General features: G+C 60.3%; 17 protein-coding genes. 9 read left to right on the top strand and 8 right to left on the bottom strand.

The genetic code is table 11. From position 1 onward, the window contains the following. Window positions 1-43 precede the first annotated feature (43 nt). Together EDE05_RS03220 and EDE05_RS03215 are read left to right on the top strand one after the other, a co-directional pair. Window positions 44-715: an amino acid ABC transporter permease gene (locus EDE05_RS03220; protein WP_134100018.1), complete on the top strand. Its 672-nt coding sequence runs from the start codon at window positions 44-46 to the stop codon at window positions 713-715. Next, window positions 712-1,371, top strand: coding sequence for an amino acid ABC transporter permease (locus EDE05_RS03215; RefSeq protein ID WP_134100015.1), 660 nt, complete (start codon window positions 712-714; stop codon window positions 1,369-1,371). The genes EDE05_RS03220 and EDE05_RS03215 overlap by 4 nt, the downstream gene beginning before the upstream one ends. A gap of 196 nt (window positions 1,372-1,567) precedes the next feature. Here the strand turns inward: EDE05_RS03215 and EDE05_RS03210 are convergent, their stop codons facing one another. The 8 genes from EDE05_RS03210 to EDE05_RS03180 all read right to left on the bottom strand — a co-directional run bounded on the left by EDE05_RS03210 (window position 1,568) and on the right by EDE05_RS03180 (window position 5,775). Next, window positions 1,568-1,927: a hypothetical protein gene (locus EDE05_RS03210; RefSeq protein WP_245519858.1), complete on the bottom strand. Its 360-nt coding sequence runs from the start codon at window positions 1,925-1,927 to the stop codon at window positions 1,568-1,570. 419 nt (window positions 1,928-2,346) lie between these two features. Beyond that, on the bottom strand, window positions 2,347-3,063 hold the full coding sequence (locus tag EDE05_RS03205; RefSeq protein WP_134100012.1) for an FkbM family methyltransferase: 717 nt from the start codon (window positions 3,061-3,063) through the stop codon (window positions 2,347-2,349). Window positions 3,064-3,157: 94 nt separating this feature from the next. Continuing rightward, window positions 3,158-3,688, bottom strand: a complete 531-nt coding sequence (locus EDE05_RS03200; RefSeq protein WP_245519857.1) for an acyltransferase — start codon at window positions 3,686-3,688, stop codon at window positions 3,158-3,160. Between the two features lie 239 nt (window positions 3,689-3,927). Further along, a complete protein-coding gene (locus EDE05_RS03195) occupies window positions 3,928-4,269 on the bottom strand; it encodes a DUF6572 domain-containing protein (protein ID WP_134100009.1) in 342 nt (113 codons plus the stop codon). Between the two features lie 396 nt (window positions 4,270-4,665). Then, complete coding sequence (locus EDE05_RS26700) at window positions 4,666-4,935, bottom strand: hypothetical protein (RefSeq protein WP_166675421.1); 270 nt, start codon at window positions 4,933-4,935, stop codon at window positions 4,666-4,668. A gap of 21 nt (window positions 4,936-4,956) precedes the next feature. Beyond that, a complete protein-coding gene (locus EDE05_RS27385; RefSeq protein WP_281033718.1) occupies window positions 4,957-5,079 on the bottom strand; it encodes a hypothetical protein in 123 nt (40 codons plus the stop codon). Next, a complete protein-coding gene (locus EDE05_RS03185) occupies window positions 5,076-5,354 on the bottom strand; it encodes a hypothetical protein (RefSeq protein ID WP_134100006.1) in 279 nt (92 codons plus the stop codon). Before EDE05_RS03185 ends, EDE05_RS27385 begins: the two co-directional genes overlap by 4 nt. Before the next feature lie 25 nt (window positions 5,355-5,379). After that, complete coding sequence (locus EDE05_RS03180) at window positions 5,380-5,775, bottom strand: hypothetical protein (RefSeq protein ID WP_134100003.1); 396 nt, start codon at window positions 5,773-5,775, stop codon at window positions 5,380-5,382. Between the two features lie 80 nt (window positions 5,776-5,855). Here EDE05_RS03180 and alr point away from each other — a divergent pair, with 80 nt between their 5' ends. The 7 genes from alr (at window position 5,856) to cysS (ending at window position 13,805) form a co-directional block, all read left to right on the top strand. Further along, a complete protein-coding gene (gene alr, locus EDE05_RS03175; RefSeq protein ID WP_134100001.1) occupies window positions 5,856-7,019 on the top strand; it encodes an alanine racemase in 1,164 nt (387 codons plus the stop codon). 101 nt (window positions 7,020-7,120) lie between these two features. Continuing rightward, window positions 7,121-8,524 carry a DNA repair protein RadA gene (gene radA, locus EDE05_RS03170; protein WP_112802239.1) on the top strand — a complete coding sequence of 468 codons (1,404 nt, stop codon included), beginning with the start codon at window positions 7,121-7,123 and terminating at the stop codon, window positions 8,522-8,524. 86 nt (window positions 8,525-8,610) lie between these two features. After that, window positions 8,611-9,198: a CvpA family protein gene (locus EDE05_RS03165; RefSeq protein WP_105373690.1), complete on the top strand. Its 588-nt coding sequence runs from the start codon at window positions 8,611-8,613 to the stop codon at window positions 9,196-9,198. 148 nt (window positions 9,199-9,346) lie between these two features. Next, window positions 9,347-10,849 carry an amidophosphoribosyltransferase gene (gene purF, locus EDE05_RS03160; protein ID WP_134099998.1) on the top strand — a complete coding sequence of 501 codons (1,503 nt, stop codon included), beginning with the start codon at window positions 9,347-9,349 and terminating at the stop codon, window positions 10,847-10,849. Window positions 10,850-10,944: 95 nt separating this feature from the next. Further along, window positions 10,945-11,685, top strand: a complete 741-nt coding sequence (locus tag EDE05_RS03155) for an SDR family NAD(P)-dependent oxidoreductase (RefSeq protein ID WP_134099995.1) — start codon at window positions 10,945-10,947, stop codon at window positions 11,683-11,685. Between the two features lie 142 nt (window positions 11,686-11,827). Beyond that, window positions 11,828-12,208: a hypothetical protein gene (locus EDE05_RS03150; RefSeq protein ID WP_134099992.1), complete on the top strand. Its 381-nt coding sequence runs from the start codon at window positions 11,828-11,830 to the stop codon at window positions 12,206-12,208. 211 nt (window positions 12,209-12,419) lie between these two features. Further along, window positions 12,420-13,805, top strand: coding sequence for a cysteine--tRNA ligase (gene cysS / locus EDE05_RS03145; RefSeq protein ID WP_134099989.1), 1,386 nt, complete (start codon window positions 12,420-12,422; stop codon window positions 13,803-13,805). Window positions 13,806-13,823 lie beyond the last annotated feature (18 nt).

Below are 13,823 nucleotides of genomic sequence, written 5' to 3'. Positions count from 1 at the left end.
TTTGCCCAGGCGGCGGACCGATCTACCGACACGGGCGGGCGCAATGCACTATATCTTCGATTTCAGCTGGATCTGGGACTATGGTCCCGTCATCCTGAAGGGGCTTTTCGTCACCGTCGAACTGACTTTGGTCGGCGCGGTGGCCGGGGTGTTTCTCGGAATCTTGTGCGCATGGATCAGGACGCTCGGGCCCGAGATGCTGCGCCCGCCGGTGGCGGCCTATGTGGAACTGATCCGCAACACCCCCTTCATGATCCAGCTCTTCTTCATCTTCTTCGGCCTGCCGTCCGTTGGAGTTCAGCTCTCGGAACTGCAGGCAGCAAACCTCGCGATGATCATCAATCTCGGCGCCTATAGCTGCGAAATCATCCGTGCCGGCATCGAGGCCACACCAAAGGGCCAGTTCGAAGCCGGCGCGGCGCTGGCGCTGAGGCCCCTGCAAACCTTCCGCCTGGTGATATTGGTGCCTGCCCTGCAGCGCATCTGGCCGGCGCTCTCCTCCCAGATCGTCATCGTCATGCTGGGATCGGCAGTCGTCTCGCAGATCGCCGCCGAGGACGTGACCTTCGCGGCCAATTTCATCCAGTCGCGGACGTTCAGGGCTTTCGAGGCCTATATGCTCTCCACCGCCATCTACCTGCTGTTTGCCATTGCACTGCGTCAATTGCTCAATCAGCTTGGCCGCTGGATCTTTCCGAAAATGGCCGCCCGATGAGCGATTTCACCACCTGGGACATCCTGCGCAACCTGCTGCTCGCCACCCGCTGGACGCTGGTGCTGTCCCTCATATCCTTCCTCGGCGGTGGCATTCTCGGTCTGGCGATCCTGTTTCTCCGAATCGGAAAGTCGCCCGTCGGTCGGTATTTCGCACGTGGTTATGTGGAGCTGTTCCAAGGCACCCCGCTGCTGATGCAGTTGTTCCTGGCCTTCTTCGGTCTCGGCTTATTTGGCATCGACGTGCCGGCCTGGCTGGCGGCGGGCGCGGCGCTGATCTGCTGGACCGCGGCATTCCTCGTCGAAATCTGGCGCGGCTGCGTCGAATCCATCCCGAAAGGGCAATGGGAGGCAGGACAGAGCCTCGCCCTCAACCATTTCCAGCAGATGCGGCTGATCATTCTGCCCCAAGCGCTTCGGATCGCCATACCGCCGACGGCCGGCTTTTCTGTCCAGGTTATCAAGGGAACCGCGCTCACCTCCATCATCGGTTTTGTCGAACTGTCGAAGGCCGGCACGATTGTCACCAATGCCACCTTCCAGCCGTTCGTCGTCTACGGCTTCGTGGCGCTCATCTACTTTGCGGTATGTTTTCCGTTGTCGAAATTCAGCAAACATCTGGAACGCCGGGCTGCCGCCGCCTATGCGGCCCGCTGACTGCCGCAGCCGCACAGGTCTTCGCGACTTTGCTGTTGTATCAATAAAACACGATTTCAATTACTTGGCGTCTGGTGCGACCAAAGACCGGCCCATTGATATCATTGTCGAATTGAAAATCCCCGGTCGCACCTGTTGACCCATCCCCCGATCTGCGTTTGCCTTGGGCATGGTAGATATCCCTCCCCCAACCGTTCTACCTGATGACGAGAACCGTCACCTGCACTGCCAGATGGCGGTCGAGCTTCCCATACAAGACGTGATCGAAGCAGCCGTACGCCAAGCCGCCGAGCATGGCTGCGAAGGTGAGCGCTACACCCAGCGCCTGCCATTGCGGTCGGCTTCTTTCGGCCAGGTTAGCCGAGAGCGCGGCTACTGAGCTACGCATCTCAGACGACAAGGCCGTCATGGAGGATTCGATCTGCTTGAACCCCGACCGCATTTCCGGCTCGAGATCGGATTGCCGCCGATTTAGGTTCGTCACCCTCTCCCCAAGCCGGGCAGTATGCGCATCGGTATAGGTTCGATTTACGTCGGACCCGTTTCCGTTATTCATATCGTCATTCCCTGCCATCAGTCCCCAGGTCCTTTCAATGCTTCATCAGGTATTTCGTGCCGGATGGTGTCTCTATTCAGCGTCCGGATCCCGAAAGAAAAACCGCCCGGAGGCGGTTTTCGACAAGAATATAGATCAAACGGTGTATCCCCCCTTGAGGCTTACCGCAGGGTGTGGCACCGAAAGAGCGGGTAGGTTTTTGATCAAGGGGTGGAAATGCTGTCGGAGATCGCAAAGTGGATCTGGGATTTTAAGAACCACTGCCCCGAAACGTACAATCCGGATCCCCACTGGGGACTTATCCTTCGAGCCTGGCGATGGGGAGTCGAACCCAAGGTTGCCGCCCAATATCTAACCGAAGGCCGCGTCGACGACCTGGCGAGGCTGACACAGTAGTCTCCTACTGCCGATTCATTCCCTCAAAAAGCGACGTGACGCTCTCGCCTGAAATGGTACGTCTTTCTATCGCTAGACGCCTCTCGAAACCCGGTGCGGCTGAGAGAGTGCTTTATTTCATCTACCCTCTCCTGCCCTATGATGTGTGGGTGAAGCTCGACGATGATATCGGTGATGGATTTCAGGTCCTCCGTCCTCAAGAGTTCGTATTCCGCGCCTTCCACGTCCATGATGAGCACGTCCGGATTAAGAGCGTTCAGAACTGCATCGAACGGTTCGCTCTTTACCAGGACGCGCTCCCCTGGGACGCCACGATCAAACGCGCTGGAAGCAATGATGCTGTCTGCCGCATGAAACGAAAGATCTCGGCCATCTTTAGTCACGGCGCGCATATGAAGCGTTGGCGACATGTTGTTCAGCGCGAAGTTATCGCGAATGAGGCTTTCGACCTTCGGGTTTGCCTCGAATGTCACCACATTATGCGGGCCGCAAATCTTCGATGCCAGTAGAGCGATGAACCCCATGCCTGTCCCGATCTCCACAACTTTCGTCCCGGGTTTCAGCACCTGCAGGAGAATGTTCCGCTCGGTATCTTCGTACCCGTCGCGATACATAAGATCACGAACCTTCCGCGGGACCCTTTTCTTGTCAGCCACCAACGTGATGCCATTGACGGCCACTGTGTTTGGATTGAAAGCAGCTCTAATTCTCTTCCGGATCGACCGACCAAGGTTCCGCATTGCATCTCTAACTTGAGTTCTTGGACTTACACGCCTGACTACTACTCATCTTCCGGATGCACGTCTATGCCGTGACAGGGATCCAGGCCTGTGATTATTCACCCCTGCGTTTCAATAGCCGCGCAGGTATGCCCCCGTATATTCCGTAAGGCTCCGTCTCGCCCTTGACGACCGCGTTGGCGGCAATGACGCATCCCTTCGAAATATGCGCGCCTGCAAGCACCTTGGCACCGCTTCCTATCCAGACGTCATCTTCGATGGTGATCGGCTTCAGGGTCACGCCTTGATCAGTGATAGCCTTGCTGGTGTCGCTGTAATTGTGTTCGAAAGACACGATGACCACGTGGGCAGCAATGCGCACCTTGTTGCCGACCTTTACTCCCCCAGCGCCGTAAATGATCGAGTACGGGTTAAGAGAAACGGAATTGCCCAGCTCAATGGTACCTCTTTGGGCATCCAGTAATGCGCCCGGGTGAATTTTCGCTCCCCGCCCGATCACGATCTTTCCGCGACGAAAGAGGATCCGCGCACCTCGCATAATGTTGCTGCGAGATCCGATCTTAAGCCTTCCTGGAACGAAAAGGGATTTAAATTTCAGATAGAGAATAGCTGGCGATATCTTCACGGACGGCTTTCGGGTGCAACAGACATTCCGCCAATTGGCGGAATGATCAGGCTAACGAGGTTTCCTTTCCACAAACCCCTATTCGGCTCACCGTGCAGGAGCAATACCCTCGCCCCCCTTCGTGTTTAGGGCGGCGGGCCTGCTATGGCCCCGAAGCGGTCATCGATGCTCTTTGTGCTTGCGAGTTGGGTATGTTTCGGAATCAAAGCTGTCTTCCGTGATCGCTCCGGAGCTAGTTTTCAATTCACGCTCTGAGAGTCGAACATGGTAAATCGCAGCTGAAAACCAGCCCCCCGAATTGCCGCTTCCGCCAACCTATAAAATTCGCCAGCGTGGCGACTTAGGGGAAACTTCGCGACCCAGCTAATAACGATGCCACGCCCGATTGACTGAGGAAACCTCTCTACGATTTCGCCGCTCTCGATGAACGCTAGGTAGACGTTTATCTTCTCTTGAATGAGCGTCAAATGCTCATCGTCGTGCTTACCCCACGGCAAATGATCCGTAATTATCAGCAGAGCCTCTCCGGTAACATCGTCTATTGCGAAAAAGTCTAGCACCTTGGTCTGTTCAATAGACATGCTGAAACCTGCGGAATGAGCCCTCTGACAAGATCACCTAGCATCATCACCGCTTGGACACCACGATTGATGGCCGCATGCTCTGGCGCAAAGTTGCCGTCAAGACGCCCCACCGCCCTGCCTTTGGGCGCCAAGGGAGAGGGAGAGAGAAAGGGAGAGCGAACCCATTAGCGCGACATCCTTGATTTCAGGTCGTCGTAGAAGCCAGCGCATCGGCCGGTTCGAGCATTCTGCTTAATCGAGTTGACTGCGTTCTCGGATAAGGACCGATCGAGCCTCCGCGCCTTCCGTGAGGGCTGCATGCGCTTCCGTCTTGCGGCAGTCGTCTGCCAGTCATGGAGCACAGCGCCCGCCTGCGCCTTCCCCTGCGTCGTGGCGGTTTTGTTCAAGCGCTTCTCAAGGGTTGCGCAGGATTGCGTCAAGATCGCTACGATCGAGAGTGCAACGGCGGTTCGCTTGGGAAAGCCGCACCTCATATTCGAATATCCTCTGTTCACGGTCTTTCTCCCGCTGTGCATCTTCTGCGGTGTCCTTGGTAATTTGCTCCAGTAGGGATTGCTTGGCGCTGTCGGCCGCCTGTAGCTGGCGCTGCAGTTCGTTTGCGAGTGCTTCGGCCGCCGTCTTCTCTGCCAGGAGGACGTAGCCTTGGCGGGCCTCGTTCGCCACCGATCGGTCATGAGCCGCAAGTCATGTCCGGAAGCCAAGATAGGCGATGAATACCGCGGCAACGCCGCCGAGGAAGAGCATAATAGCGCGGCCCGCTTGCGACGACAGGATCCTCTTCGCGATCCCGGCAAAAATCGCGGTCATGGTTCCACCTTCACCGTCGTATCGGCTGAGCCTTGGTCTATCGCCTGTTGCGCGATCTCAGTTTTGCGCTCGATATTCCGTTCCCAGACCGCGCCGAAGACGTAGGAGCCGATGATCCCGCCGATAAGCAGGATGAGGTTCCTGGCGACGGTATCGCTGAGTGCGATCGGGCGTCCCCACACAGCTAGGTAGGTGACCAGCAGACCGCTCCACAGAAGCGAAATGATGATGATGCGGCGACGGACAGCCCAATCAGGCGAGGCTCTGTGATCCATGAAGAACTTCATCCGAGGTGCGCCTTCACTTCCGCCCGCATCTTGTCACCGCAGGCCTTCGCGCCGACACTGAAGGATCAAAGGCAAGCATTTGCCGGCTTGCTGAATGCCCAGAATAGGCTCGGATAGTGATCGTATCCGTTGCAATGTCGTACAGATCTCGCGTGAAATCCCACACCTCAATCTGCGTCGAGCTGACGATTCTGGCGATTTCGTGCAATTCGCCGCAGGTATCGATTCCTCGACTATCATAGTACCAGAGCTGGTTTGAGACGATCTCGATCATCATCCCGGCGGCAAGCAAGGAAGTGTCGGAGAGCGTGATCCGCTTTTGGCCTGGAGTGATGGAGGCGGTTAGCGTAATTACCCCCGCAGGAACAATAACGCGCTGGCTTGCCAAGTGGTCGCGAAAAGACCTCATTCGGCGTTTCCACCTTGACGTGAATGGATAGTTCAGGCTTGAGCCACAGCAGGACACACCGCCGCATGGAACACCGACCGATGACCAATCCCGATGATCCCTTCGCCGAAGCAGACGACTTCGAGATCGCGCCCGTGCGGCTGACGGTCGATCTCGGCGCGCTTGCCGACAACTGGAGGGAGATGGCGCGCCGCTCCGGCTCCGCCCGCACCGCCGCCGTGGTCAAGGCGGACGCCTATGGCCTCGGCATCGAGGATTGCGGCACGGCGCTTTATGAAGCCGGCGCGCGCGACTTCTTCGTGGCGGTGGTGCAGGAGGGTGTGACGCTCCGCACCTATGCGCCGGATGCGCGGATCTATGTGCTTTCCGGCATCTGGCCCGGCCAGGAGCAACTGTTCTTCGAGAACGGCCTCGTGCCCGTGCTCGTCTCCGAAGAGCAGCTTGCTTTCTGGATGTCGGTCACCGCCGAACACGGCGATCATCCTTGCGCGCTTCAGGTGGATACAGGCTTCAACCGGCTCGGCATTCCGCTCGAGGACGCGATCGCCTTTACCGACGACGTGTCGCGGCCGGCGAGCTTTTCGCCAGTGCTGGTGCTGTCGCACCTCCATAGCGGCGACACGCCCTCCTCCGAGCTCAACCAGAAACAACTGGAATCCTTCCGAAGGGTTGCCGACGCTTTCGAAGGTATCGAAACAAGTCTTGCAGCCTCCGCCGGGATCTTTCTCGGCTCTGACTATCATTTCGATCTCACCCGGCCCGGCATTGCGCTTTACGGCGGGGAAGCCGTGAATGGCGGGAAAAATCCGATGCGACCGGTCGCCAAGGCTGAGGCGCGTATCATCCAGATCCGTGACGCGAAAAAGGGCGAAACGGTCAGCTATGGCGGCACCTATCAGCTTTCGCGCGACAGCCGGCTCGCCATCGTCGCCGCGGGTTATGCCGATGGCTACCTGCGTTCGCTTTCCGGTTCCGGGGTGCCGCTTCGCCAGAACATCGGGCATGGCGCCTTCGGCTTTGTCGCCGGACGCAAGGTGCCGGTCGTCGGCCGCCTCACCATGGATCTGACGATCTTCGACGTGACGGACGTTCCGGCAGCGGAAATCCGCTCTGGTGACTATGTCGAACTCTTCGGCCCGAACATGCCGCTCGACGACGTCGCCCGCGCGGCGGGCACGATCGGCTACGAGCTCCTCACCAGCCTGGGGCTGCGTTACGAGCGGCGGTACATCTATCCCGAATAACCGCAAATCTTCTTGCCAGTGAAGGGATTTCAGGATTAAAAGCACATGTTCCGCTTTTGTTCTGCGCGGAAAACGTGACTATCGAAAGCGGCGGCTACTTCATGGCAAAACCCAAAACCCAATTCGTCTGCCAGAACTGCGGCACGGTGCACAACCGCTGGGCCGGCAAGTGCGACGGCTGCGGCGAGTGGAACACGATTGTCGAGGAAGATCCGATGGGCGGCATCGGCGGCGGTCCCGGCAAGGTGCCGAAGAAGGGCCGTGCGGTGTCGCTGACCACGCTTTCCGGCGAGACCGAGGAAGCTCCCCGCATCCATACAGGCATTTCCGAACTCGACCGGGCGACCGGCGGCGGTTTCGTTCGCGGCTCGGCCGTCCTGATCGGCGGCGATCCCGGCATCGGCAAGTCGACGTTGCTGATGCAGGCGGCGGCCGCCCTTTCCCGCCGCGGCCACCGGATCATCTACGTGTCCGGCGAAGAGGCCGTCGCACAGGTGCGGCTGCGCGCCCAGCGGCTCTCCGCCGCCGACAGCGACGTGCTGCTCGCCGCCGAAACCAATGTCGAAGACATTCTTGCAACGATCGCCGAGGGCAAGCGGCCGGATCTCGTGATCATCGATTCGATCCAGACGCTCTGGAGCGATACGGCCGATTCGGCGCCCGGCACCGTCACGCAGGTGCGCACCGGCGTCCAGGCGATGATCCGTTTCGCCAAGCAGACGGGCGCTGCGATGGTCCTCGTCGGTCACGTCACCAAGGAAGGCCAGATCGCCGGGCCGCGGGTCGTCGAGCACATGGTCGACGCAGTCCTCTATTTCGAGGGCGACCGCGGCCACCACTACCGCATCCTGCGCACGGTCAAGAACCGGTTCGGTCCGACAGACGAGATCGGCGTCTTTGAAATGTCCGATAAGGGGCTGCGGGAGGTGTCGAACCCGTCCGAACTCTTCCTCGGCGAGCGCAATGCCAAGGCGCCCGGCGCCGCCGTTTTTGCCGGCATGGAGGGAACGCGCCCCGTCCTGGTGGAGGTGCAGGCCCTCGTGGCGCAGACATCGCTAGGAACCCCCAGGCGTGCCGTGGTCGGTTGGGATTCGTCGCGGTTGTCGATGATTCTCGCGGTTCTGGAGGCCCATTGCGGCGTCAGGCTCGGCCAGCACGACGTGTATCTGAACGTGGCAGGCGGCTATCGCATCTCCGAACCGGCCGCCGATCTTGCGGTCGCTTCGGCGCTCGTCTCGTCACTTGCCGGGCTTGCCCTGCCCGCCGATTGTGTCTATTTCGGCGAAATCAGCCTCTCGGGCGCGGTGCGGCCGGTTTCGCAGACCGCCCAGCGGCTCAAGGAGGCGGAAAAACTCGGGTTTGCGGGTGCGATGCTGCCGGCCACGTCCGCCGAAGTGCCAAAGGGCGCGAACGGACGCTGGGTCACCATCGAAGACCTGCCGGACCTGGTGTCTCGGATCGCAGGTTCCTCGTCGAAGCTGCGCCAAACACCGGAAGATGATTGATCTTCCGTTAACAGGTCCGCTGTTGTATGACGGCTGCGAGACAGCGGGGGCTGTCGCGCATTCGGCAAGTCTGGAGTAGTTCTTATATGCCCATCACGATTTTCGACGGTATTGTCATCGGCGTGACGCTGTTTTCCGCCGTGCTCGCCATGGTTCGCGGGTTTTCGCGGGAAGTGCTGTCGATCGCAAGCTGGGTGGGCTCGGTCGCCGCGGCCTATTATCTCTATCCGCTGCTTCTGCCTTACGCCAAGAACTATACGACCGATGATCGCATCGCGATCGCCGCCTCCGCCGGCATCATCTTCCTGCTTGCGCTGATCGTCATCTCCTTCATCACCTCGCGTATTGCCGATTTCATCATCGACAGCCGTATCGGCGCGCTTGACCGGACCCTCGGCTTCCTGTTCGGCGCCGCCCGCGGCATCCTTCTTCTCGTTGTCGCCGTCGCCTTCTGGAACTGGCTCGTCGACGTGCGCTCACAGCCGGAATGGGTCACCCAGGCGAAGTCGAAGCCTTTCCTCGATACGCTCGTCGCGCGCCTCGAGGCGGTGCTCCCCGACGATATCGAGCCACAGATCCGCGCCCGCATCCTCGGCCGCGAGGCGGCGCCCACAGAAGGCGCGCCCGCCCAGGAGCAACCACCGGCGGAAGATGCGCCGGCAACAAATAATTGACGTTATCTTGCGCTTGATGCAGCGCGAAACGTCACCATTTGTGGTATCATTCGCATAAAGTGCAAAACGGGCTGGGCTCGGGGAATTTTCTCCGGCCCGCCTTTCCATTTTCCGAAGGGACAAATCGTCCGAAAGGGATAAGGGCCAGATGAGAGAGCCGGTTTCTGAGACGTTCGCCGACAACAAGGTCAACGAGTGGGATGGCGATACGCTTCGCGAGGAATGCGGCGTCTTCGGGATTCTCGGCCATCCGGATGCGGCAACGCTGACAGCGCTCGGTCTGCACGCCCTCCAGCATCGCGGCCAGGAGGCCGCCGGTATCGTCTCCTTCGACGGCTTGCGGTTCCACTCGGAACGGCGCATGGGCCTTGTCGGCGACCATTATACCGACCCCGCCACGCTTGCCCGCCTTCCCGGCAACATCGCCATGGGCCATGTCCGTTATTCGACCACTGGGGAAGTGGCCCTGCGCAACGTGCAGCCGCTGTTTGCCGAACTGGAAGTCGGCGGCATCGCGATTGCCCATAACGGCAATTTCACCAACGGCCTGACGCTCCGCCGCCAGCTGATTGCAGGCGGCGCCATCTGTCAGTCCACCTCCGATACGGAAGTGGTTCTGCATCTCATCGCTCGCTCCCGATACGCCTCGACGGCCGACCGTTTCATCGACGCGATCCGGCAGATGGAAGGCGGCTATTCCATGGTGGCGATTACCCGCACCAAGCTGATCGCCGCCCGCGATCCCACCGGCATCCGCCCCCTCGTGATGGGCGAGCTTGATGGCAAGCCGATCTTCTGCTCGGAGACCTGCGCGCTCGACATCATCGGCGCGAAGTTCGTCCGCGACGTGGAGAACGGCGAAGTGATCATCTGCGAGATCCAGTCTGACGGCTCGATTACCATCGATGCCCGCAAGGCCGGCAACGGCCAATCCGAACGGCTCTGCCTGTTCGAATATGTCTATTTCGCCCGGCCGGATTCGGTGGTCGGCGGCCGCAGCGTCTATGTCGCGCGCAAGAACATGGGCATCAACCTTGCAAAGGAAGCGGCGGTCGACGCCGATGTCGTCGTGCCGGTGCCGGATGGCGGCACGCCTGCAGCCCTCGGCTTCGCTCAGGAAAGCGGCATTCCGTTCGAATACGGCATCATCCGCAACCACTATGTCGGCCGCACCTTCATCGAACCGACGCAGCAGATCCGCGCCTTCGGCGTCAAGCTCAAGCACTCCGCCAACCGCGCGATGATCGAAGGCAAGCGAGTCGTGCTGGTCGACGATTCGATCGTGCGCGGCACGACTTCGCTGAAGATCGTCCAGATGATCCGCGATGCGGGCGCCAAGGAGGTGCATTTCCGCGTCGCAAGCCCGATGATCTTCTACCCGGATTTCTACGGCATCGACACGCCGGACCGGGAAAAGCTGCTTGCCAACCAGTATGACAGCCTGGACGCCATGTGCCGGTATATCGGCGCCGATTCGCTGCAGTTCCTGTCGATCAACGGCCTCTACCGCGCCGTCGGCGGCGAGGACCGGAACGACGCGCGTCCGCAGTTTACCGACCACTATTTTACCGGCGACTATCCGACCCGCCTGCTGGACAAGGATGGCGAAACGATGGGACGCAAGGTTTCGGTTCTCGCCAGCAACGGCTGAGACAAACGGACCCGTTTGCATTTCGCACCGAACGCTCTAGAAGGCTGCGGCAACGCAGCCTTCTTTTTTATGCCGCGACAGGGTGAGGTGACGAGATGGACATTGACTTGAAGAACAGGATCGCGCTGGTCACCGGCGCCTCGCGCGGCATCGGCTATTTCACCGCGCTGGCGCTCGCCAAGGCCGGCGCGCATGTGATCGCGACCGCCCGCACCGTCGGCGGGCTCGAAGAACTCGACGATGCAATCAAGGCGGTCGGCGGCACGGCCACGCTGGTCCCCTTCGACCTCACCGACATGGGCGCCATCGACCGGCTCGGCGCCTCGATCTTCGAGCGCTGGGGCAAGCTCGACATTCTCGTGGCCAATGCCGGCATTCTCGGCGTCATTTCGCCGCTCGGCCATATCGAGGCGAAGGTCTTCGAAAAGGTGATGCTGACCAATGTCACGGCCACCTGGCGGCTGATCCGTTCGGTCGAACCACTGCTGACGAAATCGGATGCGGGCCGCGCGCTCATCCTGTCGTCCGGCGTCGCCAGCAATCCCCGCGCCTTCTGGGGCGCCTATGCCATGTCCAAGGCAGCCGTGGAGACCATGGGGCGCATCTGGGCTGCCGAAACCGAACACACGCCGCTCAAGATCAATCTCGTCAATCCGGGCGCCACCCGCACGGCCATGCGCGCCCAGGCCGTGCCCGGCGAAGACCCGCAGACGCTGCCGCATCCTTCAGAAGTCGCCGAAAAGATGCTTTTCCTCGCTTCCCCCGAGATGAAGGAGAGCGGACGGCTCTTCGTGGTGCGCGAGAACAGATTTGTGGATTTCAAGGCCCCGGAATGAGGGACTACCGTCGCAGGCGGCGGCACGGGGAATGCCTCACCCTCCCCAATAGATAATGCACCACCCATCCCGGAAAATCCGATTTTCGGTTATCCTCTGAGTCCTGCGGTGGGACGCAGGACATCACGTGGGGGACAATTACATGAGAAACATCGCTTTCTGTTTCTTCGTCGCGGCCGTGCTTTGCGTTACGACCGGCATGTTCTGGGGCATTCAAATGGCGATCTCCGGCGATCATCTGATGGCACCGGCGCATGCGCATCTCAATCTCGTCGGCTGGACGACGATGGGCCTTTTCGGGCTCTACTACACGGTCACGCCCCAGGCAGCCGATACCATGCTGGCAAAAGTCCATCTCGGTTTTGCAATCCTCGGCGTGCTCTGTCTCGTGCCGGGCATCGCAATGGCGGTGTCTTCCGGCGGCGAAGCGCTTGCTGCGATCGGATCGATCCTCACGGTCATCTCCATGCTGATCTTCTTGGTGACGGTCGCCCGCAACGGCATCGGCCGCCGGGTGGCTTGACGCCATTGATCATGGCGCGGGCAAAGGGCCTTGACCAAAGTTCCTGCCCGCGCCATAACCTCTTCCATGAAAACGGCGATTTCCATTTGCGGGATCATTATTCGCTAGCGCAGTCGCTGGCCCGGCCGTTTTCGTCTCTCGAAAAGCCTTGAAGACAAACGTCCCGGTCCGGCACCGGCCGCTTTCTATGCAAGGTTTTGGGGAGATTTCGATGGGCGCCTCGCTCAAGTTCTACAATACGCTGACCCGCGAAAAGACGGCGTTTTCGCCGATCGATCCCAAGAGCGTGCGCATGTATGTCTGCGGCCCGACCGTCTACGACTACGCCCATATCGGCAATGCGCGGCCGGCAATCGTCTTCGACGTGCTCTTCCGGCTGCTGCGACATGTCTATGGCGAAGCGCATGTTTCCTATGCCCGCAACATCACCGACGTGGACGACAAGATCAACGCCCGCGCACTGCGTGATCACCCCGGCCTGCCGCTCAACGAGGCGATCCGCGCCGTCACGGAACGGACCGAGACGCAGTATCACGAGGATGTCGCGGCGCTGGGTTGCCTGGAGCCGACCGTCGAGCCCCGCGCTACCGACAATATTCCCCAGATGATCGAGATCATCGAGAAGCTGATTGCGCGCGGCCATGCCTATGTCGCGGCCGGCGAGGTTCTTTTCGATACGAAGTCGATGGGCGATTACGGAAAGCTCTCCAAGCGCCCGCTCGACGAACAGCAGGCCGGCGCCCGCGTCGCAGTCGACGCGCACAAGAAGAACCCTGGCGATTTCGTGCTCTGGAAGCTCTCCTCCGACAACGAACCCGGCTGGCAAAGTCCCTGGGGCCGCGGCCGCCCGGGCTGGCATATCGAGTGCTCGGCGATGAGCCGGCGCTATCTCGGCGAAGTCTTCGACATTCATGGCGGAGGGCTCGACCTCATCTTCCCGCACCATGAAAACGAGATTGCCCAGTCGCGCTGCGCCCACGACACGGAAGTGATGGCGAATGTCTGGATGCATAACGGCTTCGTGCAGGTTGAAGGCCGCAAGATGTCGAAGTCGGAAGGCAATTTCATCACCATCTACGACCTGCTTCACACGGAACAATTCGGCGGCCGCCAATGGCCGGGCGACGTGCTCAGGCTTGCCATGCTGATGACGCACTACCGCGAGCCGATCGATTTTTCGGTGAAGCGGCTGGAAGAGGCGGAGCGGCTGATTTCCCGCTGGCCGGCTGCCGATCCGGGCGGTGCCGCGCCTTGCGATACGGTGATCGAGGCGCTCGGCGACGATCTCAACACGGTGGCCGCCATCCAGGCGCTGCATGCGCTTGCCCATGAGGCACATGCCGACAAGACCCTTCTGCCGATCTTTGCGGCGAGCGCCAATCTGCTCGGCGTGCTGCCGCAGAAGACGGAAGTGGACGAGGCTCTCGCGTCTGCCGTCGATGCGCTGGTCTCCATGCGGCTCGAACTGTTGAAGGCGAAGAACTTTGCCGAGGCCGACAAGATCCGAAATGAACTGTCGGAGAAAGGCATCCAGCTCAAGGACGGCAAGGACGCCTCGACCGGCGAGCGGGTGACGACCTGGGAACTGAAGCGGTAAGATCAAATCGGCACTTGA

Origin of the sequence: Neorhizobium sp. R1-B (assembly GCF_004368875.1) — a bacterium.
Lineage (GTDB): Bacteria > Pseudomonadota > Alphaproteobacteria > Rhizobiales > Rhizobiaceae > Neorhizobium > Neorhizobium huautlense.
This window is presented reverse-complemented; position numbering and strand designations above follow the sequence as displayed.